The sequence below is a fragment of the Devosia sp. genome, from assembly GCF_024707125.1.
Classification (GTDB): Bacteria; Pseudomonadota; Alphaproteobacteria; order Rhizobiales; family Devosiaceae; genus Devosia.
Genome location: NZ_JANQAH010000009.1, coordinates 331,703 through 349,280 on the forward strand (window position 1 = coordinate 331,703; position 17,578 = coordinate 349,280).

A 17,578-nucleotide genomic window follows, 5' to 3' on the forward strand; every position below is an offset into this window, starting at 1 on the left:
GCCGCCGTTTGCAACCAGCCCCGCGCAACGGCAACCAAGCCATGCGCGTTGGACGGCAAAGAGGAAATCGGAGGAGGCGAAAAAATGCCAAGGGCCAGCCGGGTCATGCCCATGCTTTCGGTTGCCGACATGCCCGCGTCGCGCCGCTTCTATGAGACCATATTAGGCGGAACGCTGGCCTATCAGTTTCCGCCCGAAGATGAGCCGGTCTTCCTAACCCTGTCCTTCGGCCAAACCGAAATCGGCCTCGGCGTCCTCTCCGACAAGGGCGTTCACGGTCGCCCCCTCCGCCCCGCCAGCGGCCACCGCATCGAGCTCTGCATCAATGTCGATGACGTCGACGCGACGCTTGCTGCCCTCGGAGCCCCCATCGTCATGCCGCCGATCGACCAGCCATGGGGCGAGCGCGCGGCTTATGTCGAGGACCCCGACGGCAATCTCGTCATGCTGGTCGCGCCCATTAGCTGAAAGCAACGCGATCTTTAAGCCTTTGCGCATATCTGCTAGTGAGCCCCGACCCTCGGAGACACGCCAATGCGCACCGCCACCATCGCCCGCAAGACCAACGAGACCGAGATTGCTGTCTCGATCAATCTCGACGGCACCGGCGCGCATAAAATGGCGACCGGGGTCGGCTTCTTCGATCACATGCTCGACCAGCTCTCGCGCCACTCGCTCATCGACATGGACGTCACCTGCAAGGGCGACCTGCACATCGATTTCCACCACACGGTGGAAGATGTCGGCATTGCCCTGGGCCAGGCCATTGCCAAGGCCATCGGCGACAAGAAGGGCATCCGTCGCTACGCCTCGTGCGACCTGCCCATGGATGGCACTCTTACTCGCGCGGCGCTCGACGTTTCGGGCCGGCCCTTCCTCGTCTTCAAGGCCGAGTTCAACCGCGACAAGATCGGCGATATCGACACCGAACTGTTCCGCGAGTTCTTCCAGGCTTTTGCCATCAATGCCGGCATCACGCTGCACATCGAAAACTTCTACTTCGACAACAACCATCATCTGGCAGAGTCGATGTTCAAGGCCGTGGCCCGCGCCCTGCGCGATGCGCTCGAAATCGACCCTCGCCAGGCCGACCGCGTCCCGAGCACCAAGGGCACGCTGTAAGTCTATCGCCGCTCTTCCGGCTGTCGTCACCACCGGGCTTGTCCCGGTGGTCCATGCATCCCGAGATGGATTGCCCGGACAAGCCGGGCAATGACGACGCATCAAGCGGTCGTGACCTTTCGCATTTCCGCTTTTTGCACTAAGTGGACCTCATTCCGTCCTGGGAGTTCCCCGTGACCCTCTTTGCCCTCTACCGATCCGTCGATGACCCGACCGCCCTGCCCGTGGCTGTCGCCGAGCGCTTCTCCTGGTTCGCGGCCCTGCTGCCGCCCGTCCATGCGCTCCTCCATCGACATTGGGATCTCCTGGGCCTTTTTGCCGTCGGCCTCGTCGCGCTGATTTTTGGCGCGCGCTATCTCGGCCCGGACGCCACTCTCTGGCTCTACATCCTCCTCGCCATCGCCTGCGGCTTTGCCGCACCGGGCGCCGAGCGTCGTGCACTGAAACGTCGTGGTCTCTCTTCGCTTGGCCACCGCGTCGCCGCCGATGCCGATCTCGCCCGTCTCGCCGTTATGGAATCTCGTCCATGAGCACAGTTGCCATTATCGACTATGGCGCGGGCAATCTCCGCTCCGCCGCCAATGCCTTCGAGCGCGTCGCCGCGTCGCTGGTAAGCAGTCCCGAAATCATCGTCACCGCCGATCCCGAAGTGGTCCGCCGCGCCGACCGCATCATGCTCCCCGGCGTCGGCGCCTTCGCCGATTGCAAAGCGGGCCTTGATGCCGTCGCCGGCATGACCGAGGTTCTGGAAGAGCGCGTGATCCGTGGCACCACGCCGTTCCTCGGCGTCTGCGTCGGCATGCAGCTTCTCGCTGGGGAAGGCCGCGAAAAGGTCATCACGGCAGGTCTTGGCTGGATCCCCGGCGCCGTCGAAAAGATCAGGCCGACCGATCCAAACCTGAAGATTCCGCACATGGGCTGGAACACCATTTCGGTGACAAAACCCCACGCCCTCCTCGCCGGCATCCCGGATGGCCCCAATGGCCTCCACGCCTATTTCGTACACTCCTACCACTTCCTCACCGATGACCCGGCGCACCTCCTCGCGACCACCGATTATGGTGGCGTGGTTACCGCATGCGTCGGTCGCGACAATATTTTCGGGACGCAATTTCACCCGGAAAAGAGCCAGGCCCTCGGCCTCAAACTGATCGAGAATTTTATGGGGTGGACGCCATGATCCTGTTCCCGGCCATCGACCTCAAGGACGGTCAGTGCGTGCGCCTGAAACTTGGCGACATGAACCAGGCCACCGTCTTTAACGACGATCCCGCCGCCCAGGCGAAGTCGTTCGAAGACCAGGGCTTTGAATATCTGCACGTCGTCGATCTCAACGGCGCCTTCGCCGGCGAGAGCGTCAACGGCGGCGCGGTCGAGCAGATCCTCAAAACTGTAAAATTCCCCGTCCAGCTCGGCGGCGGCATTCGCACGCTCGACCACATCGAAGCCTGGCTCGACAAGGGTCTGGCTCGCGTCATCCTCGGCACGGTCGCCGTTCGTAATCCCGAGCTGGTGAAAGAGGCCGCCAAAAAATGGCCCGGCCAGGTCGCCGTGGGCACCGACGCCAAAGGCGGCATGGTGGCTGTGGAAGGTTGGGCAGAAACCTCCGAACTCTCGATCATCGAACTCGCCAAGCGCTTTGAAGGCGCCGGCGTCGCCGCCATTATCTACACCGACATCGACCGCGACGGCATCCTCGCCGGCATCAACTGGGATTCGACCCTCGAGCTTGCCCGCTCGACCTCAATCCCCGTCATCGCCTCGGGTGGCCTCGCCTCAATGGACGATATCGAGCGCATGACGCGCAAGGAATATCAGGTGCTCGAAGGCGCCATTTCCGGACGCGCCCTTTACGATGGTCGGATTGATTCACGTGAAGCACTGGCAAAGCTGAGGGCCGCGGCGTGAGCGAAACCCGGCCTGCCAAATTTCCGTGGTGGGCCTATTGGCTCTTTCTCGCCGTCATCGCGCTCTTCGCCTTCGCGCCGGTGATATCGGTGCTTACCGCCGGCTTCATCGCCGAAAGCAATGGCTGCGCTCTCAACGAGGGCAGCATCAATACCTGCGTGGTCGGCGGCAATGATCTGGGCCCGACCATCTACACTCTCTTCGTGCTCGGCTGGTTCGCCATAGCCACCCTGCCGCTTGGCGGCGCTGCCTTCTTCGTCTGGCTCGCCACGCTCATCATTCACCGCATCGCCTGGGGGCAGATGCAGAAGGGCAAACGCTCATGACCCTGAAGACCCGCATCATTCCCTGCCTCGACGTAGCCGGCGGCCGCGTCGTAAAAGGCGTCAACTTCGTTGATCTCATCGATGCCGGTGATCCCGTGCAAGCCGCCATGGCCTATGACGCAGCCGGCGCCGATGAACTCACCTTCCTCGACATCACCGCCAGCCACGAAGGCCGCGACACGATTTTCGATGTCGTCGCCCGCACCGCCGAACACTGCTTCATGCCCGTCACCGTCGGCGGTGGCGTCCGCTCCATCGAAGATATCCGCAAGCTGCTATTGGCCGGCGCCGACAAGGTGGCGATCAATTCCGCCGCCGTGAACGATCCCGACTTCATCGCCCGCGCTGCCGACAAGTTCGGCAATCAGTGCATCGTCGTTTCGGTCGATGCCAAGCAGCGGCTCGATGCAAAGGTCGGTGGCGACAATCGCTCCGAATGGGAAATCTACACCCATGGCGGTCGCCGCCCCACCGGCATCGACGCCGTCGAATTTGCCGCCAAAATGGTCGAGCGCGGTGCCGGCGAACTGCTGGTCACCTCCATGGATCGCGACGGCACCAAGTCCGGCTTTGATCTGAAACTCACCCGCGCCATTGCCGACTCGGTGGAAGTCCCCGTCATCGCCTCGGGCGGCGTCGGCAAGTTGCAGGACCTCGTCGATGGCGTCACCGAGGGTCACGCCAGCGCCGTCCTTGCCGCCTCCATCTTCCACTTCGGCACTTTTACGATTCCCGAGGCCAAGCGCTACATGGCCGATCATGGCATCGCCATGCGGCTCGATGCGGCAGCGGCTTAAGTAGGGATTGCCCCGGCACGTCATTCCATCACAACGTCATCCCCGCGAAAGCGGGGATCTCGGGAACGGAAACTGGGATTTCCGCTTACGCGGAAATGACGCGGTGAAAGCGGGCCCAAAGGACCAAAAAAATGACCCTTGAAGAACTCGAAGCCCGCATCGCCATCCGTGCTGCCGCCTCGCCCGAGGAAAGCTACACGGCAAAGCTCATCGCCCGCGGCATGAAAAAGGCCGCGCAAAAAGTCGGCGAGGAAGCGACCGAAGCCGTCATCGCCGCCGTCACCGGCGACCGGGCCGAGCTGGTCAAGGAATCCGCTGACCTCCTCTACCATCTCCTCGTCGTGCTCAAGGCGGCCGACATTCCGCTCGCCGAAGTCATGGCCGAGCTCGACGCGCGCACCGCCCAATCCGGCCTCGCCGAAAAAGCCTCCCGATCGGAAAAGCAGTAATGGCGCCTCGCTCCCCCGCGCTCGATCCCTATCACAATTTCACCAAGGCCGAATGGAGCAAGCTGCGCGACGGCCAGCCGATGACGCTCGACCAGAGCGACATCGATCGCCTGCGCGGTCTCACCGACCCGATCTCATTGGAAGAAGCCGAAGAGGTCTACCTGCCTATTTCGCGCTTGCTGTCCTATTATGTCGAAGCCATCCAGGGTCTTCACAACGTGCAGTCGCGGTTTCTCCAAACCCCGCATGGTCACAAAGTGCCCTTCATCATCGGCGTCGCCGGTTCGGTCGCGGTGGGGAAATCGACTACCGCGCGCATCCTGCAGACCCTGCTCTCGCGCTGGCCCTCGACGCCGCGTGTCGACCTCGTCACCACCGATGGTTTTTTGTACCCCAATGCTGTGCTCGCCGAAAAAGGCCTGATGGAGCGCAAGGGGTTTCCGGAAAGCTACGACCGCGCCCGCTTCGTCAATTTCCTGGCCGATATCAAATCGGGCAAGGCGAACGTCAAAGTCCCGGTCTATTCCCACCTCGTCTATGACGTGGTGGAAGGCACCGAAATATCAGTCGATCGTCCCGACATTCTCATCGTCGAAGGCCTCAACATCCTGCAGGCCGGCGAATTGCCCAAGACCGGCAAGCCGATCCTGTTCGCCTCCGACTTCCTCGATTTCTCGGTCTATATCGACGCCGACAATGACGACCTCGAAGACTGGTTCATGCAGCGCTTCTTCCGCCTGCGCGAAACCGCCTTCAAGGACCCCACCTCCTTCTTCCGCCGTTTTGCCGAAATGAGCGAAGAGGAAGCCGGCTCTTTCGGCCGCATGGTCTGGCGCACGATCAACCTGCGCAACCTCATCGACAATGTGCTGCCGACGCGCGGCCGCGCCGATCTGATCCTCAAAAAGGGAAAAGATCACCTGATCGAGAATGTCAGCCTGCGCCGCGTCTGACGCCCGCCGACTCTTCCCCACCCACCATGTCATCCCCGCGAAAGCGGGGATCTCTGTTTCCGGGAGAGGGGCTTAATACGTCCCCTGCTGCGGCTGGCTCAAGACGATCATATTGCCATCGGGATCGCGCAGCTTTGCAGTCTTGAAAAAGTCTCCGATCGCCTTAGCCACCGGCTTGATCCCAAACATCTCCAGCCGCCCCAGCTCGTCGGCAATATCATCAACGATCAGCATCAGCACACTCGCCCCTGCCCGGTCGGCATCGGTCGCCACATGCACCCAGCCGCCCCCCGGCAGCTTCCATTCGGCGACGTCGGCCATGGGCCGTGCATCGGCTTTCCGGCCGAACAGATACTCATACCAGACGAGGGATTCAGGCAGGCTTTCGACGGCAATGCTGGCCAGCGCATTGGTGATGGTCATTGCGGGTCCATGTGTTCGCTTTGCGCCAGCCTAGAGTCTCCCGCCGATTGTGTCGATTGCGAAGCAATCATCCAATCGCCGCATGGAGTTGGCGGCCGGCCATGGCACTGATATAGGCGTTGGCGACCATATTTGGAGACTAGGCATGACCGAGCTCAGAACCATCGTCGCCGGCGCTGGCGGCCGCATGGGATCAGCCAATATCAGGGCAGTAGCGGCAAGCCATGGTCTCAAACTCGTCGGCGCGGTAGATCGCCCCGGCGCCTCCTCGATCGGCAAGGATGCGGGCACGCTTGCGGGCATCGACGCACTCGGCGTCACCATCACCGACGATGTTTCCCCACTGCTCGACCAGGCCGACGTCATCATCGATTTCACGGCCCCCGCCTCCAGCGTCACGCTGGCAAAACTCGCCGCGACCAAGGGTCTCGTCCACCTCATCGGCACCACCGGCTGTTCCGAAGCCGACGACGCTGAAATCGCCGCTGCCGGTGCCGCTGGCGCGCGCATCGTCAAATCCGGAAACTTCTCCCCCGGCATGGTCGCCCTCGCTGTCCTCGTCGAAAAGGCCGCCCAGGCCCTGCCCGACTACGACGTCGAAGTGCTTGAGATGCACCACAACCTCAAGGTCGACGCCCCATCGGGCACGGCGCTTCTGTTGGGTGAAGCCGCCGCCAGGGGACGCAACATTTCGCTCAAGGACCATTCGGTTCGCGTTCGCGACGGCCACACCGGCCCGCGCGAATTCGGCACCATTGGCTTTGCTACCCTCCGCGGCGGCAATGTCATCGGCGACCATATGGTCATCCTTGCCGGCCCCTCCGAGCGCATCGAGCTCAACCACCGCGCGCAAGACCGCACCATCTATGCCAACGGCGCCGTCCGCGCCGCCCTCTGGGCTACCCACCAGCCCGCGGGCCTCTATTCTATGGCCGACGTGCTCGGCCTCAACGACTAGTCACTAGGGATAAGAAATATGTCCGGTACACTGATCCTGGTCCGCCACGGCCAGAGCGAATGGAACCTGAAAAACCTCTTCACCGGTTGGCGCAATCCCAACCTCACCGAACAGGGTGAAGGCGAAGCCCGCGCCACGGGCAAGGAACTCAAGGCCGGCAAGTTCGCGCCTGACCTCTTTTACACCTCGGCCCTGCGCCGCGCCCAGCACACGCTCGATCTCATCCTCGAAGAGATGGGCATCCTCAATGTGACCATCACCCGCAACGTGGCGCTCAACGAACGCGACTACGGCGACCTCTCGGGTCTCAACAAGGACGACGCCCGCGCCAAGTGGGGCGAAGAGCAGGTCCTCATCTGGCGCCGTTCCTTCGACGTCCCCCCTCCGGGCGGCGAAAGCCTCAAGGACACCGCAGCCCGCACCCTGCCCTATTATGAAGCAGAAATCCTGCCCCAGCTCAAAGCCGGCAAGACCGTCCTCATCGCCGCCCACGGCAACTCGCTCCGCGCCCTCGTCATGGCCATCGAAGGTCTTACTCCTGACGAGATTCTCGCCCGCGAAATCGGCACCGGCGAACCAACGGTCTACAAGATCGGCCCGGATGGAAAGCTGGTCGAACGGCTGAAGCTCTAAGCTCTCGCCTGTTCTCAAACCACGACGTCATCCCCGCGAAAGCGGGGATCTCTGTTTCTGGCACTGAGAAATGGATTCCCGTTTTCGCGGGAATGACGCAGTGCCGGGATGAGGATTCACGTGAAACTTCGAGGCATTCCGCGTCGCGGATGAAGGCGCCTAATGCGCTGCCGAAACCACCCCGGCCTCCCAGCCGAGAATAGCCCGCTTGCGCGGCACGCCCCAGTGATACCCTGTCAACGCGCCCGACGTTCCCACCACGCGGTGGCACGGCACCACGAAGCTGATCGGATTTTTGCCGACTGCCGCGCCCACCGCGCGAGACGCCGTCGGCCGCCCGATATGGTTGGCAACGTTCGAATAGGTGACCGCCTTGCCGCACGGAATTTTAAGCAGGGTCTCCCAAACCTTCACCTCAAAGTCCGTCCCAATCAGAACAACTCGCACCGGCCGATCCGGCGACCAACGCCCCGGCTCGAACACCTGCGCCACCATCGGCGCAATCCGCGCATCGTCCCGCGTAAACCGAGCTTTGGGCCAACGATTGGCGAGATCGGCAAAAGCCTCCTCCACCGTCATATCCGCATCGGCAAAGCCCAGCCCGGACATGCCATATTCCGTCGCCGTCACCACCGCGAGCCCGAAGGGCGAAGGCGCCACGCCCCAGAACATGTCGATACCCTCACCCCCAGCGCGAAACACCCCCGGCGGCATGGCTTCATAGGTGACAAAAAGATCGTGCAGCCGCGAGGTGGAAGACAGTCCCACTTCATAGGTGGTGTCGAGCACGCTGGCCTTGTCGCGCAGCAGCGATTTTGCATGGTCGAGCGCCACCGCCTGGGCAAAGCTTTTTGGCGAGAGCCCACACCAGCGTCGAAAGAGGTCCGTCAACTGCCGCTCGGTCAGCCCGAGCGCCCGCGAAAATTTGCCGAGATCGGTCGCATCCGGACCGTTCTCGCTGAGATAGCGAATAGCCGCGCGAATGGTGTCGTAGTCGCTGGCCGGGGCGATATGGGCAAGCTGGTTCATGGCCGTATCTTTCAATTGAGCTTTTGCCCTTTTTAGTCCCGGAAGAGGGCGGCCCGCGACCCGGTTTTGACGCGCCTAGCCGTGCCGTGCCTTGCGCACCGCCTGGCCAAAGGCGCGAGCAAAACTCGACTTGTCATTGATCGCGAGAAAGGCGCCGATCTCGATGCGTTCATCGCCATGCTTGAGATACATGGCCGTGGTGCGCTCGTTCTCGTCCCGGTCGAGCAGCAGCCGCACCTTCTTGGGGTCAAGCCGGCGCATCTGCCGCTCCTGCCCCCGGCCCGAAGTGACCACTTCAATCTGGTCGGGCCAGACGGTAATCTGCTCCGTGCGCCGCGAGCGCCGCGCCTGCCTCACCGAAAAGGCCGCAAGCACGCCCCCGGCAATGACAAAACCCAGAACGCCCGGCAGCAGAAATTCCGGCACGGAGATCACGAAGGGCAGGCCAAGAATTCCGGCCGCTGCCAGGCCAATCCAGCCGCCAGCAGCGCGCAGTGACCTGTCCGGCCGCAAGGTGGCCGAAAACAGGGGACTGGTCGTTGTGCTGGTTTGCATTGGCATGATGGACTCGCCCTGAAATATTGGCAGAGATTCGGGGTCGAGAGAATGCCAAGTCCTAAAAAAGTGAAGAAGCTGAACCGCGCTCAGGCCGAGGCAATTTTCGAGCGCTTTCATCAGATCGAGCCCGAGCCCAAGGGCGAACTCGACTATATCAACGCCTATACTCTGCTGGTCGCCGTCGTCCTCTCCGCCCAGGCAACGGACGCCGGGGTCAACAAGGCGACAAAACGTCTCTTCGAACTGGCGCCCTCCCCGGCCGCCATGGTGGCGCTGGGCGTCGAACAGATCACCGATCTCATCAAGACCATTGGCCTTTATCGCGGCAAGGCCAAGAACGTCTTTACCCTGAGCCAGATGCTGATCGACCTCCACGGTGGCGAAGTCCCCGATGATCGCGAGGCGCTCGAGGCCCTGCCCGGCGTCGGCCGCAAGACGGCCAATGTGGTGCTCAACATCTGGTTCAAGCAGCCGACCATCGCGGTGGACACTCACCTGTTTCGTGTCGGCAACCGCACCGGCCTTGCTCCCGGCAAAACCCCGCTGGCGGTGGAACAGGCCCTCGAAAAGCAGATCCCCGAGCGCTTTATGCTCCACGCCCACCACTGGCTGATTCTGCACGGTCGCTACATCTGCAAGGCCCGCAAACCCGAATGCTGGCGCTGCCCGATCAGCGAGTGGTGTCTTTTTGAGCCGAAGTCTCCGTTGCCAAGGGCGGCCTAGCAGGCGCAACGCCCAACCCACCGAACGTCATCCTCGGGCTTGACCCGAGGACACTGCACTTGGCGATGACGCAGCAAGTATAGAGCCCTCGGGTCAAGCCCGAGGGTGACGACGTGTGTGTTCAGCTCCCATACCCCCGCGCCATAGCCGCAGCAAAAATCGGGATCAGCAACAGCACCCCCGCCTGCAGATGCACGAACCGCCGGCTCGTCCCGATCTCGCCCTCCGGCACCACATAGTCCGCCGCCCCCTCGCCCGCCTTCGCCCAGCGTCGAATGGCTATGGTCGGCTGGATGGTAAGCAGCCCCATCACGAGGAACGCCGCCATCTTCCCCCAAAAGGCGTGGTTGCCGAGATAATACCAGGGATCGACGCCCCCGAACCAAACCCGCAAAATGCCGACCACGATCACCACGGTCGCCACGGCCCCATAGGCCGCATCAATGCGCGCCAATTGCCCGAGCCTGATCCCGCCCAGCCCCGGCCTGATCAGCGCGAACTCGGCCGCAAAAATCCCCACGAGCGAAAAAGACCGCCAGATGGTGGGCGCAAGCCAATATCAGATTCCAGTCCATTGCCCTGTCCTCACCCAGGTGTTAACGGTGCTCACATCTATTCCCCTCATGTAAACAATGTCAACATCTCTCAATTCGCCCTATCATCACGGCAATCTGCGCCAGGCTTTGCTCGAAGCCGCGCTGATCATTTTGGAAAAGGAAGGCGAAGCCGGCCTCGGTCTGCGCGACCTTGCCCGCGCCGTCGGCGTTTCGGCTGCCGCGCCCTATCGCCACTTCGATTCCCGCGCTGCTCTCCTCGAAGCGCTCGCCGTCACCGGCTTCCAGCGTTTCTCCGCCGCCATGGAAGCAGTGGCGTCAAGCAATCCGGCCGATCCCATGGCCGCCATGGGCAAGACCTATGTCCTCTTCGCCCTCAGCAACGCCAATCTCTTCCGCCTGATGTTCTCGCCCCAGCTCAAGAAAGACGGCCGCCCCGGCCTGCGCATGGCCGCTGACGCCGCTTTCGATACCCTGCGCCACGTCGTCGGCGGCGACATGCAGACCGGCCGCATCAAAGCCCTCGCCGCTTGGGCCAAAGTCCACGGCCTGTCCATCCTGCTCCTCGACGGCCAGATCGCCCTCCGCGCCGGCGAAGACACCGAGGCGCTGATCGCCGAAATTATCGGGAGCCTGTAGCGCGTCTATCGCCTGGACCTCACGAAATTCCACGACGTCATCCCCGCGAAGCGGGGATCTCTGTTCGTCTGTCGGGGATTCCCGCTGTCGCGGGAATGACGCCGAGCGAGGGCCCAAAACCCAAAACATTGCCCCCGCCCCCCTCATGCGCTAAACCCAGCCCCGATTTTCCTCATCCCGGACTGCCCGCATGACCCAGACCCGCTTCGACGTGCTGACCATTGGCAATGCCATTGTCGACATCATCGCTCCGGTTGAGCCCGGCTTCATCGAGCGCGAAGGCATGAAGGAGGGGATCATGCACCTGATCGATACCGATCGGGCCGAAGACCTCTATTCAAAAATGCCGCTGAGCCGGCAGCAGATTTCGGGTGGCTCCGCCGCCAATACCGCCGCGGGCGTCGCCTCGCTCGGCGGCCGCGCCGCCTTCGTAGGAAAAGTTGCCGACGATCCCCTGGGCGATGTCTTCGAAAACGACCTCGACGCAATCGGGGTCTACTACAACACCTCGCGCCTCAAGAACGGCGCGCTGACGGCCCGCTCGATGATCTTCCTCTCGGAAGCCGAGCGCACCATGAACACCTATCTCGGCGCCTGCCACCAGCTCACCGAAGCCGATATCCGCCCCGACGAAATCGGCGGCGCCGCCATCACCTATATGGAAGGTTTTTTGTGGGACCCGGTGGAAGCCAAAAAGGCCTTCGTCCTCGCCGCCCACTATGCCCACAAGCATGAGCGCGCCGCGGCCTTCACCCTGTCGGACCCGTTCTGCGTCGACCGTTATCGTGCCGAATTTCTGGACCTGATCCGCTCCAAAACCATCGATTACGTCTTCGCCAACGTCCACGAGCTGAAGTCGCTCTACGAAACCGATGACCTCGGCACCGCCGTCCGCGCCATCGCCCAGGATGCCGAACTCGCCGCCATCACCATGGGCGCCGAGGGTGCTATGGCGGTATATAATGGTGAAGTCGTCTCGGTTCCCGCCTTCCCGATCGACACTGTCGTCGATGCCACCGGCGCCGGCGACCTGTTTGCCTCCGGCTTCCTCCTCGGCATGGCCCGCGGCCAGAACCTCGAATCCGCCCTCAAGACCGGTTGCCTTGCCGCCTCCGAAGTCATCTCCCACATCGGCGCCAGGCCACAGCTCGACCTGCAGGATCTGAGCAAGCAGCACGGCCTCGCCGGCTAAACCGCAAATATCTCAGAAGCACTCGACGTCATCCCCGCGAAAGCGGGGATCTCTTTTCCGGGCTAAGCGAGACTCGCCCGCATCTGCGTCAGCGCCTCATCCGTCCCCGCCGTCGGCCGGAACTCCAGCCCGACAAAGCCATCATAGCCCTGCCCCTGCAGCCACTTGAGCGGCCGCTTCAAATCCAGCCCGCCACTCCCCGGCTGGTTGCGCCCGGGATGATCGGCCACATGCACATGCACGATGCGCCTTGCGCGGTTCCCAACCACCTCTTCGGGCACCTCGCCCATCACCATGGAATGATAGAGATCATAGGTGATCCCGATCTCCGGCCGATCGACCGCATCCATGATATCAAGCGCCTCAACCGTGCTGGTGAGATAATAGCCGGGATGATCGACGCGATCATTGAGCGGCTCGAGCCCCAGGCGAACACCCGACCCCTTCAGCACTTCGGCCGAACGCTGCATGGCAATCGTTAGCCCCTCATGCTGTTTCGCCCGTTCGATTCCCGGCAGCAACGGCCCCGACTGGCAAATGAGCACACCCGCCCCAAGCCGCAGCGCCACATCCCGGCTCTTCTCTAGCCCCGCGAGAAACCGGTCATGATCCCCCTCGCGCATCAGTTCGGCAAAGGGCTCCGCCACGATCCCAGCGAGCTTCACGCCGGTCTCACCCAGCACCCGCTCCACGGTATCGAGGTCCTTGTTCGACCACAGCCAGAATTCCACCGCCTCAAAACCCGCCGCCTTGGCAAGGCGCACGCGCTCCACCGGATCGGGGGTTTCCGGCACGAACAGCATTTCAATGCAGGCTGAGTACCGCATCAGGCCAACCGCGTCCCGGAACCAGCCATCTCGGCCAAGATCGCCCGTGCCGCCGCCGCCGGGTCTGCCGCTTCGACGATCGGCCGCGCCACGACCAGGTGGCTCGCCCCCACCGCCAGCGCTTCGGCCGGCGTCATCACGCGCTTCTGGTCGCCGAGCGCCGCGCCTGCCGGCCGAATGCCCGGCGTCACGATGGCCATCTTCGGTCCCAGAATCGTCCGCACCATTTCCGCCTCGTGCGAAGAAGCGACAATGCCGCCGATCCCGGCTTCCTTGGCCTGCTGCGCGCGCAGGGCCACCAGCCCTGCCGCATCGCGCTCATAGCCGGCATCCTTCACATCGGCATCGTCCATCGAGGTGAGCACCGTCACCCCAAGCACGCAGAGGTTTGAACCCTCCGCTGCCTTGGCGGCTGCCTTCATGCATTTGGGATAGGCATGCACGGTCAGCATCGCCGCGCCGGTCGCGGCAATCGCCGCCACGCCCTTTTCGACCGTGTTGTCGATGTCGAGCAGTTTCAGGTCAAAGAACACCTTCTTGCCCGCCGCGATCAGCTCCTTGCCGAGCGCAAAACCGTCGGCGCCATAAAAGCACTGATAGCCGATCTTGTAATATTCGACCGTATCGCCCAGCGCGGTCACGATTTCTTCGGCACGGGCGCGCGTCGAAACGTCGAGCCCCACGATCAAATGGCCGGCCATGGCAAAATCCCTTCTGTCGCTGATTTGGGCTGGGGTCGCATATCGCTGACCGCACGGCAAGACGAAATCGCCGCTCCTATGCCGGCATAGCACCTTGCGAGAGGAATCCTATGCCGTCATAAGACACGCGATTCATCTGTCTCTCGAAAGCAAAATGCAGCAGCAGGCCCTTTCCACCCTGGTCGCCTGGATGCGGCTCGATTCCGCCATCGCCGCCTTCCACCTCGAACTGAAACAGCGCCACGGCATTACCGGCCTGCAGCTCGCCGTGCTCCACACGCTGGCCGAGCGCCCCCACATGGCCCTCGCGGCCCTCAGGAAGGGCCTCGACATGCACGCGGCCACCTTGGGCCAGTCCATCGACGAACTCCGCCGCCTCGACCTCTGCATCGTCCGCACCGACCCGCGCGACCGCCGCGCCCGCTTGGTCGCCATTACCCAAAAAGGTCTCGACCTGGTGGGAGCCGTCCCCCTTGCCGGCCCCAATCGCCTGCGCCAGCTCGAAACCGATCCGGCCCGCCTAGATCGTCTCACCGAAGCCCTGGCCGACGCCCTCGACCTCTTTGCGCTGAGCGACAAAAAGGCCTAAAGCCACCACTCGTCAGGCAGTTCTTCCATCGGCATCCACTCGGTCTTCAGCGTGCCGCTTGCCGGATCGAACAAAAATCCATTGCCGCCACCGCGATGGCCGTGCCGGCTCTGGTCCTCGCTGCGCGCGATCCTGCGCTTGCCGAGATGGCATTTCAGCAGCGTCCCCACCGCCCCGTGTCCGCAGAAAATAACCGGCGTATCGGGCGGCACGCCCTTGAGCGCGGAAAAAACCGTCTCGACAATCCGCGTCTGCGCATCCACCGCCCGCTCCCAGCCGTCAACGCTCTCCTCCGGATGCGCGAAAAAGCGATCCGCCGTCTCCTCGAATAATGCCGGCGGCAGAAAGCCGGTGGCGGTGCGATCGTTTTCGCCCATCTGGTGATCGGCCAGCACCGGTGTGCCGGCTTGCGCTGCCACCACTTCGGCCAGTTCCAGCGCCTTGGTCTCGCGGCTCGAAAACACAAAAGTGCCCGCCGGAACGATCCGGCGGGCGGCAAAAGCCTCGGCTCTCTGCCGACCCTCTTCCGAAAGGCCCCAGAGCGGCACCGGCACGGCCGGGTCCATGCGTACCTGCGGATGGGTCAGATAGAGCGCCTTCATGGTCTATCCTCGCGAAAAATGCGTCAATTCATGCACCATCTGCTCAACCTTGCGGATGATGGCCGGTTCCACCGGATTGCCCGCTGCGTCCAGCGCCTCTTCCGCCGGCCCGATGCCCAGCAGCGTCGGCACCACCAGCGCCCCAACCTTGGAGAGCGAATCCCGCAGATGGCTGAGGCTCCAGATGGTCCCGTATTTTCCAGAACTCACCCCGCCGATACCAAAAACGGCATGTCGGAACGGGCTCGGTCTTTGCCGGCTGATCCAGGTGATTGTGTTGGCGATCAGCGGCGATACCCCGCCATTATATTCGGGCGTCGCGATGAAGACGATGTCATGGCTGCGCCACATCTCGGCCAGTTTTATCGCCGCCTCCGGCACCGAGTCGGCCTCTAGATCCTCGTTGAAGATCGGCATGGGAAAATCCCCGAGATCGAGTTCGGTGACTTCCACTCCTGCTGCCGTCAGGGCCCGGCCCATATGCTGCTGCAGGACACGATTGTAAGAACCCCTACGGATCGAACCGGAAAGGGTGAGCGCCGTCTTCATGCTGTCTCCAAATTTATACAGGCATGGTCGAAAATGGCTTGGCTCATCCGTCGAAGGCAAGAGGATTGACTCGCTGAAGGCAATCTTCCTATACTTAAGACAAGACTTAACTAATGGAGCCAGCCATGTCCTCGATGATTTTCGTCAACCTTCCCATTCGCGACCTTGCGGCCTCCATGGCCTATTACAAGGCACTGGGTTTCGACCATAATCCGCAATTCACCGATGAGACTGCCGCCTGCATCGTCATCTCCGACACGATTTTCGTGATGGCTCTCACCCACGAAAAGTTCAAGGAATTCGCCCGCCTGCCGATTTCGGACGCGAAGAAGGAAACCCAGGCGCTCTACGCCCTCTCGCGCGATAGCCGCGAAGCGGTGGATGCCATCGCCGAGGCTGGCCTGAAGGCCGGCGGCAAGGAAGTGCGCGATCGCCAGGATATGGGTTTTATGTATTCTCGCGCCGTCGCCGATCTCGATGGCCACGTCTGGGAATATGTCTGGATGGACATGTCCGGCATGCCGACCGAGTAACCCTCACCCGTCTCGGCCTTCGGCCGATCCACCCTCTCCCCGAGGGGGAGAGGAATAGGGCTCTCACGCATTCGCGGCCACCGGCCCATTCTTCTCCCCCTCGGGGAGAAGGTGGCGCGTAGCTCACCGAATTCGCATTTGCGAATTCGGTTGGGATGGGGGGATGCCGCCTCGCCACTCAGGCATAGCCTTCGTGGCCTTGACCGCTCAGATCGCTCCACTGGAGCGATCTGGCCGCGGTCAAGCCTCAAACATCTTCTTGAGCTTATCGAAGAACCCACCCGATTGCGGGCTGGTATCCTTCGTTTCGAGCTCGGCAAATTCTTCCAGCAGCTCGCGCTGTCGCTTGGACAGGTTCTGCGGCGTCTCGATATCGAGCTGCACATAGAGGTCGCCCACGTCCTTGCTGCGCAAGACAGGCATGCCCTTGCCTTTGAGCCGCACCCGCTGCCCCGGCTGCGTGCCGGTTGGCACCTTCACCTTGGCCCGCGCGCTATCGAGCGTCGGCACTTCGAATTCTCCGCCCAGCGCCGCCGTGGTCATGGAAATCGGCACGCGTGCAAAAAGGTCCGCGCCATCGCGCTGGAACAGGTCATGCGGCCTGATCGAGATAAAAATATAGAGATCGCCCGGCGGGCCGCCGCGCACCCCGGCCTCGCCCTCATTGGCAAGGCGAATGCGCGTCCCGTCCTCGATGCCTTTGGGAATATCGACGGAAAGCTTACGATTTTCCTGGCGGCGGCCCTGGCCTGCGCAATCGGTGCAGGGCTGGTCCATCATCTGGCCGCGGCCCTGGCAGACGGGGCAGGTGCGTTCGATGGTGAAAAAGCCCTGGGCCGCGCGCACCTTGCCATGGCCATTGCACTGCCGGCAGGTATGAGTACCGGTCCCCGGCTTGGCGCCCGAACCCTCGCAGGTGTCGCAACCAACCAGCGTCGGCACGTCGATCTCGACCGTGCGGCCCTCAAAACTCTCTTCGAGCGAGATTTCAAGATTATAGCGCAGGTCCGAACCGCGCAGTTTTGAAGCACCGCCCCCGCCGCGACGGCCGCCGCCGCCCATGAAGTCCCCAAAGATGTCCTCAAAAATATCGGACATGGACGAGGTGAATTCCGGCCCAAAACCGCCACCGGGGCGCCCGCCACCATTCTCGAAGGCAGCATGGCCAAACCGGTCATAGGCGGCGCGCTTCTGCCCGTCTTTCAGCGTGTCGTAGGCTTCGTTGATTTCCTTGAACTTGTTCTCGGCCTCGGCATTGCCGGGATTGCGGTCCGGGTGGAACTGCATGGCGAGTTTGCGATAGGCGCTTTTCAGGGCCGCCTCGTCGGCGCCCTTCTGGCAGCCGAGCACTTCGTAAAAATCGCGTTTGGCCAAAAATCTTCTCCGAAACAGCCGGTCGCGCATGGGATCGCGCCCCGCTTGGGGTCTGTTGTTCCGTCCCTAGATGGCAATCGACCCCACAACCCGCAAGGGGCCTGGGGTCGGCAAGATGCAGGGCCGTGTTGGAAGTGCT

25 protein-coding genes are annotated in these 17,578 nt (G+C 62.6%); 16 read left to right on the forward strand and 9 right to left on the reverse strand.

All coding sequences use genetic code 11. The features are described from left to right. The first annotated feature begins 84 nt into the window (after positions 1 to 84). From NVV77_RS11630 to coaA, 9 genes are all read left to right on the forward strand, one after another. The gene (locus NVV77_RS11630; protein WP_295413261.1) at positions 85 to 468 is read left to right on the forward strand and encodes a VOC family protein; all 384 of its coding nucleotides are present in this window, start codon (positions 85 to 87) and stop codon (positions 466 to 468) included. Positions 469 to 534: 66 nt separating this feature from the next. Continuing rightward, positions 535 to 1,122 carry an imidazoleglycerol-phosphate dehydratase HisB gene (gene hisB, locus NVV77_RS11635; RefSeq protein ID WP_295413263.1) on the forward strand — a complete coding sequence of 196 codons (588 nt, stop codon included), beginning with the start codon at positions 535 to 537 and terminating at the stop codon, positions 1,120 to 1,122. A gap of 173 nt (positions 1,123 to 1,295) precedes the next feature. Beyond that, entirely contained in the window at positions 1,296 to 1,652 is a 357-nt protein-coding gene (locus tag NVV77_RS11640) for a hypothetical protein (RefSeq protein ID WP_295413266.1), read from the forward strand. Then, positions 1,649 to 2,302 carry an imidazole glycerol phosphate synthase subunit HisH gene (gene hisH / locus NVV77_RS11645; protein ID WP_295413268.1) on the forward strand — a complete coding sequence of 218 codons (654 nt, stop codon included), beginning with the start codon at positions 1,649 to 1,651 and terminating at the stop codon, positions 2,300 to 2,302. Before NVV77_RS11640 ends, hisH begins: the two co-directional genes overlap by 4 nt. Continuing rightward, positions 2,299 to 3,030: a 1-(5-phosphoribosyl)-5-[(5-phosphoribosylamino)methylideneamino]imidazole-4-carboxamide isomerase gene (gene hisA, locus NVV77_RS11650; RefSeq protein WP_295413270.1), complete on the forward strand. Its 732-nt coding sequence runs from the start codon at positions 2,299 to 2,301 to the stop codon at positions 3,028 to 3,030. The genes hisH and hisA overlap by 4 nt, the downstream gene beginning before the upstream one ends. Continuing rightward, positions 3,027 to 3,356, forward strand: a complete 330-nt coding sequence (locus NVV77_RS11655; protein WP_295413272.1) for a hypothetical protein — start codon at positions 3,027 to 3,029, stop codon at positions 3,354 to 3,356. The genes hisA and NVV77_RS11655 overlap by 4 nt, the downstream gene beginning before the upstream one ends. Beyond that, positions 3,353 to 4,153 carry an imidazole glycerol phosphate synthase subunit HisF gene (gene hisF, locus NVV77_RS11660; RefSeq protein ID WP_295413275.1) on the forward strand — a complete coding sequence of 267 codons (801 nt, stop codon included), beginning with the start codon at positions 3,353 to 3,355 and terminating at the stop codon, positions 4,151 to 4,153. The genes NVV77_RS11655 and hisF overlap by 4 nt, the downstream gene beginning before the upstream one ends. Before the next feature lie 131 nt (positions 4,154 to 4,284). Continuing rightward, complete coding sequence (locus NVV77_RS11665; RefSeq protein ID WP_295413276.1) at positions 4,285 to 4,602, forward strand: phosphoribosyl-ATP diphosphatase; 318 nt, start codon at positions 4,285 to 4,287, stop codon at positions 4,600 to 4,602. Continuing rightward, positions 4,602 to 5,555 carry a type I pantothenate kinase gene (gene coaA, locus NVV77_RS11670; protein WP_295413279.1) on the forward strand — a complete coding sequence of 318 codons (954 nt, stop codon included), beginning with the start codon at positions 4,602 to 4,604 and terminating at the stop codon, positions 5,553 to 5,555. The genes NVV77_RS11665 and coaA overlap by 1 nt, the downstream gene beginning before the upstream one ends. Before the next feature lie 72 nt (positions 5,556 to 5,627). Here coaA and NVV77_RS11675 read toward each other — a convergent pair whose 3' ends face one another. Next, on the reverse strand, positions 5,628 to 5,978 hold the full coding sequence (locus NVV77_RS11675) for a VOC family protein (protein WP_295413280.1): 351 nt from the start codon (positions 5,976 to 5,978) through the stop codon (positions 5,628 to 5,630). Between the two features lie 145 nt (positions 5,979 to 6,123). Here NVV77_RS11675 and dapB point away from each other — a divergent pair, with 145 nt between their 5' ends. Beyond that, positions 6,124 to 6,936 (forward strand): 4-hydroxy-tetrahydrodipicolinate reductase, encoded by an 813-nt coding sequence (gene dapB / locus NVV77_RS11680; RefSeq protein ID WP_295413282.1) that lies wholly within the window; start codon positions 6,124 to 6,126, stop codon positions 6,934 to 6,936. Between the two features lie 18 nt (positions 6,937 to 6,954). Beyond that, a complete protein-coding gene (locus NVV77_RS11685; RefSeq protein WP_295413284.1) occupies positions 6,955 to 7,569 on the forward strand; it encodes a 2,3-bisphosphoglycerate-dependent phosphoglycerate mutase in 615 nt (204 codons plus the stop codon). A 159-nt stretch (positions 7,570 to 7,728) separates the two neighbouring features. Here the strand turns inward: NVV77_RS11685 and NVV77_RS11690 are convergent, their stop codons facing one another. After that, positions 7,729 to 8,598: a bifunctional helix-turn-helix domain-containing protein/methylated-DNA--[protein]-cysteine S-methyltransferase gene (locus tag NVV77_RS11690; RefSeq protein ID WP_295413286.1), complete on the reverse strand. Its 870-nt coding sequence runs from the start codon at positions 8,596 to 8,598 to the stop codon at positions 7,729 to 7,731. A gap of 75 nt (positions 8,599 to 8,673) precedes the next feature. Continuing rightward, on the reverse strand, positions 8,674 to 9,159 hold the full coding sequence (locus NVV77_RS11695) for a DUF2244 domain-containing protein (protein WP_295413289.1): 486 nt from the start codon (positions 9,157 to 9,159) through the stop codon (positions 8,674 to 8,676). A gap of 45 nt (positions 9,160 to 9,204) precedes the next feature. Between NVV77_RS11695 and nth the strand changes: the two genes are divergently transcribed. Then, positions 9,205 to 9,879, forward strand: a complete 675-nt coding sequence (gene nth, locus NVV77_RS11700) for an endonuclease III (protein ID WP_295413291.1) — start codon at positions 9,205 to 9,207, stop codon at positions 9,877 to 9,879. 121 nt (positions 9,880 to 10,000) lie between these two features. Here nth and NVV77_RS11705 read toward each other — a convergent pair whose 3' ends face one another. Beyond that, positions 10,001 to 10,399 (reverse strand): DUF2214 family protein, encoded by a 399-nt coding sequence (locus NVV77_RS11705; protein WP_295413293.1) that lies wholly within the window; start codon positions 10,397 to 10,399, stop codon positions 10,001 to 10,003. A gap of 112 nt (positions 10,400 to 10,511) precedes the next feature. Here NVV77_RS11705 and NVV77_RS11710 point away from each other — a divergent pair, with 112 nt between their 5' ends. Together NVV77_RS11710 and NVV77_RS11715 are read left to right on the forward strand one after the other, a co-directional pair. After that, positions 10,512 to 11,072: a TetR/AcrR family transcriptional regulator gene (locus NVV77_RS11710; protein ID WP_295413296.1), complete on the forward strand. Its 561-nt coding sequence runs from the start codon at positions 10,512 to 10,514 to the stop codon at positions 11,070 to 11,072. 190 nt (positions 11,073 to 11,262) lie between these two features. Then, complete coding sequence (locus NVV77_RS11715; RefSeq protein WP_295413298.1) at positions 11,263 to 12,264, forward strand: adenosine kinase; 1,002 nt, start codon at positions 11,263 to 11,265, stop codon at positions 12,262 to 12,264. Positions 12,265 to 12,326: 62 nt separating this feature from the next. On the opposite strand, the gene NVV77_RS11720 is transcribed toward NVV77_RS11715, so the two are convergent. Continuing rightward, on the reverse strand, positions 12,327 to 13,094 hold the full coding sequence (locus tag NVV77_RS11720) for a TIM barrel protein (protein ID WP_295414444.1): 768 nt from the start codon (positions 13,092 to 13,094) through the stop codon (positions 12,327 to 12,329). After that, positions 13,091 to 13,792 (reverse strand): orotidine-5'-phosphate decarboxylase, encoded by a 702-nt coding sequence (gene pyrF, locus NVV77_RS11725; protein WP_295413299.1) that lies wholly within the window; start codon positions 13,790 to 13,792, stop codon positions 13,091 to 13,093. Before pyrF ends, NVV77_RS11720 begins: the two co-directional genes overlap by 4 nt. 154 nt (positions 13,793 to 13,946) lie before the next feature. Here pyrF and NVV77_RS11730 point away from each other — a divergent pair, with 154 nt between their 5' ends. Next, positions 13,947 to 14,381 carry a MarR family transcriptional regulator gene (locus tag NVV77_RS11730; RefSeq protein ID WP_295413302.1) on the forward strand — a complete coding sequence of 145 codons (435 nt, stop codon included), beginning with the start codon at positions 13,947 to 13,949 and terminating at the stop codon, positions 14,379 to 14,381. On the opposite strand, the gene NVV77_RS11735 is transcribed toward NVV77_RS11730, so the two are convergent. Further along, a complete protein-coding gene (locus NVV77_RS11735; protein WP_295413303.1) occupies positions 14,378 to 14,983 on the reverse strand; it encodes a histidine phosphatase family protein in 606 nt (201 codons plus the stop codon). The two genes, NVV77_RS11730 and NVV77_RS11735, sit on opposite strands and share 4 nt — an antisense overlap. Positions 14,984 to 14,986: 3 nt before the next feature. Next, positions 14,987 to 15,532, reverse strand: a complete 546-nt coding sequence (locus NVV77_RS11740) for an NADPH-dependent FMN reductase (protein WP_295413306.1) — start codon at positions 15,530 to 15,532, stop codon at positions 14,987 to 14,989. 125 nt (positions 15,533 to 15,657) lie between these two features. Between NVV77_RS11740 and NVV77_RS11745 the strand changes: the two genes are divergently transcribed. Then, complete coding sequence (locus tag NVV77_RS11745) at positions 15,658 to 16,065, forward strand: VOC family protein (protein ID WP_295413308.1); 408 nt, start codon at positions 15,658 to 15,660, stop codon at positions 16,063 to 16,065. 240 nt (positions 16,066 to 16,305) lie between these two features. On the opposite strand, the gene dnaJ is transcribed toward NVV77_RS11745, so the two are convergent. Then, positions 16,306 to 17,439 (reverse strand): molecular chaperone DnaJ, encoded by a 1,134-nt coding sequence (dnaJ, locus tag NVV77_RS11750; protein WP_295413311.1) that lies wholly within the window; start codon positions 17,437 to 17,439, stop codon positions 16,306 to 16,308. Between the last annotated feature and the right edge of the window lie 139 nt (positions 17,440 to 17,578).

Bases quoted from the DNA above. Each gene is read 5' to 3' on its own strand.
- NVV77_RS11630 (WP_295413261.1), top strand. From the start codon at position 85: ATGCCAAGGGCCAGCCGGGTCATGCCCATGCTTTCGGTTGCCGACATG.
- hisB (WP_295413263.1), top strand. From the start codon at position 535: ATGCGCACCGCCACCATCGCCCGCAAGACCAACGAGACCGAGATTGCT.
- hisH (WP_295413268.1), top strand. From the start codon at position 1,649: ATGAGCACAGTTGCCATTATCGACTATGGCGCGGGCAATCTCCGCTCC.
- hisA (WP_295413270.1), top strand. From the start codon at position 2,299: ATGATCCTGTTCCCGGCCATCGACCTCAAGGACGGTCAGTGCGTGCGC.
- hisF (WP_295413275.1), top strand. From the start codon at position 3,353: ATGACCCTGAAGACCCGCATCATTCCCTGCCTCGACGTAGCCGGCGGC.
- NVV77_RS11665 (WP_295413276.1), top strand. From the start codon at position 4,285: ATGACCCTTGAAGAACTCGAAGCCCGCATCGCCATCCGTGCTGCCGCC.
- coaA (WP_295413279.1), top strand. From the start codon at position 4,602: ATGGCGCCTCGCTCCCCCGCGCTCGATCCCTATCACAATTTCACCAAG.
- NVV77_RS11675 (WP_295413280.1), bottom strand. From the start codon at position 5,978: ATGACCATCACCAATGCGCTGGCCAGCATTGCCGTCGAAAGCCTGCCT.
- dapB (WP_295413282.1), top strand. From the start codon at position 6,124: ATGACCGAGCTCAGAACCATCGTCGCCGGCGCTGGCGGCCGCATGGGA.
- NVV77_RS11685 (WP_295413284.1), top strand. From the start codon at position 6,955: ATGTCCGGTACACTGATCCTGGTCCGCCACGGCCAGAGCGAATGGAAC.
- NVV77_RS11690 (WP_295413286.1), bottom strand. From the start codon at position 8,598: ATGAACCAGCTTGCCCATATCGCCCCGGCCAGCGACTACGACACCATT.
- NVV77_RS11695 (WP_295413289.1), bottom strand. From the start codon at position 9,159: ATGCCAATGCAAACCAGCACAACGACCAGTCCCCTGTTTTCGGCCACC.
- nth (WP_295413291.1), top strand. From the start codon at position 9,205: ATGCCAAGTCCTAAAAAAGTGAAGAAGCTGAACCGCGCTCAGGCCGAG.
- NVV77_RS11710 (WP_295413296.1), top strand. From the start codon at position 10,512: ATGTCAACATCTCTCAATTCGCCCTATCATCACGGCAATCTGCGCCAG.
- NVV77_RS11715 (WP_295413298.1), top strand. From the start codon at position 11,263: ATGACCCAGACCCGCTTCGACGTGCTGACCATTGGCAATGCCATTGTC.
- pyrF (WP_295413299.1), bottom strand. From the start codon at position 13,792: ATGGCCGGCCATTTGATCGTGGGGCTCGACGTTTCGACGCGCGCCCGT.
- NVV77_RS11730 (WP_295413302.1), top strand. From the start codon at position 13,947: ATGCAGCAGCAGGCCCTTTCCACCCTGGTCGCCTGGATGCGGCTCGAT.
- NVV77_RS11735 (WP_295413303.1), bottom strand. From the start codon at position 14,983: ATGAAGGCGCTCTATCTGACCCATCCGCAGGTACGCATGGACCCGGCC.
- NVV77_RS11740 (WP_295413306.1), bottom strand. From the start codon at position 15,532: ATGAAGACGGCGCTCACCCTTTCCGGTTCGATCCGTAGGGGTTCTTAC.
- NVV77_RS11745 (WP_295413308.1), top strand. From the start codon at position 15,658: ATGTCCTCGATGATTTTCGTCAACCTTCCCATTCGCGACCTTGCGGCC.